The organism is Streptomyces sp. NPDC051364, assembly GCF_040682115.1.
Taxonomy (GTDB): Bacteria; Actinomycetota; Actinomycetes; order Streptomycetales; family Streptomycetaceae; genus Streptomyces.
Genome location: NZ_JBFBAH010000086.1, coordinates 1 through 1518, shown reverse-complemented (window position 1 = coordinate 1518; position 1518 = coordinate 1). Strand labels below are relative to the sequence as shown.

Here is a 1518-nt window from a genome sequence, read left to right as displayed (position 1 = left end):
CGGCGTGGCGACGCATGTCCTCGGTGTCGATGTGCCGGCCGGCGGCGGGGACGAGGTAGGCGACGAGCCGCTTGTCGCCGGGCCGGTCCTCGCGGATAACGACCGCGGCCTGCCTGACGGACGGCTCCTTGAGGAGTACGGTCTCGATCTCGCCGGGTTCGATGCGGAAGCCGCGGAGTTTGATCTGCTGGTCGGCGCGGCCGAGGTATTCGAGGTGGCCGTGCGCATTCCAGCGGGCGAGGTCCCCGGTGCGATACATGCGGCTGCCCGCCGGACCGTACGGGTTGGCCGTGAACCGCTCCGCGGTCAGGGCCGGGAGGCCGATGTAACCGTGAGCCAGACCGTGCCCGGCCAGGTAGAGCTCACCGGGAGTGTTCGCAGGCAGCACTTCGAGGTTCGGGCCCAGGATGTACGCGTTCTTGCCCGTAACCGGCCTGCCGATCGGCACGCTGGTGGCCGGATCGGCGGTCAGCGTGTGGGTGGTGGTGAAACCCATGCTCTCGGCGGGCCCGTAGCCGTTGATCAGGTGCAGAGCGGGATGCTGGGCCAGCACCCGGGCGGTGTGGGTCGGCGAGGCCGCCTCACCGGCCGTCATGGCCTCACGCAGCGTGGCGAAGACCCGCGGATGCTCGTCGAGCATGTGGTTGAACAGGCTCGCCGACATCTGAAGCGTGGTGATCTGGTGCTCTTCGACCAGCTCAGCGATCTGGTGCGGATCAGTGTGCTGCCCCGGCTGCAGAACACACGTCCCGCCGTGCAGAAGCGGCCCGAACACCTCAAGCGCGAAAGCATCCCACGAGATCGGCGAGCTCTGCAGATAGCTCTGCTGCGGTCCGAAGTGAAGGTAGTCCGGCCCCAGGAACGTCGCAGCCAGCGCCCGGTGCGAGGCCGCAACACCCTTCGGCACTCCAGTCGAGCCCGAGGTGAACATCACGCAGGCGATGCCCTCCGGATGACCACACGACTCCACTGCACCACCGGAAGTCGCACTGATCACGGTCGCCTGCGCCGTCACGTCCACAACCACGACCGCCGCACCGGCCTCCAAGGGCGCGAGGTGAGACTGCGTGACCAGAGCAACCGGCGCGGTCTGCGCCAGAACCGTGTTCAGCCGGTCCGCCGGGAACTGCGGATCCAACAGTGTGTAACCGGCGCCGGCCTTGAGCACCGCAAGAAGCGAAGCGATCAGGACCGGAGAGCGTTCGAGATGGATCGCGACCAGGCTCCCCGGCCGCACACCCCGCCCCGTCAGATGGCGGGCCAGACGGTTGGACCAGATGTCCAGCTCCGCATAGGTGATGCGCTGCTCCTCAAAAACAAGCGCCACCGAATCGGGAACAGCAGCAGCCTTCCCAGTGAACAGCTGATCCAGCGAAAGCAACGGCGCAGCCGTCTCCGGACCAGCCCAAGCCTCGAGACGACGGCACTCCTCGGCACTGAGCACACCGAACTCACCGACCGGAGCATCCGGAGCCTCGACCGCCGCACCCAAAAGCCGCACCAAACGCTCAGCCGCAG

1 protein-coding gene is annotated in these 1518 nt (G+C 67.5%); it reads right to left on the bottom strand.

Translation table 11 applies throughout. From position 1 onward, the window contains the following. On the bottom strand, positions 1–1518 hold a 1518-nt coding region (locus AB0M76_RS43430; RefSeq protein ID WP_365958289.1), incomplete at both ends, for an amino acid adenylation domain-containing protein.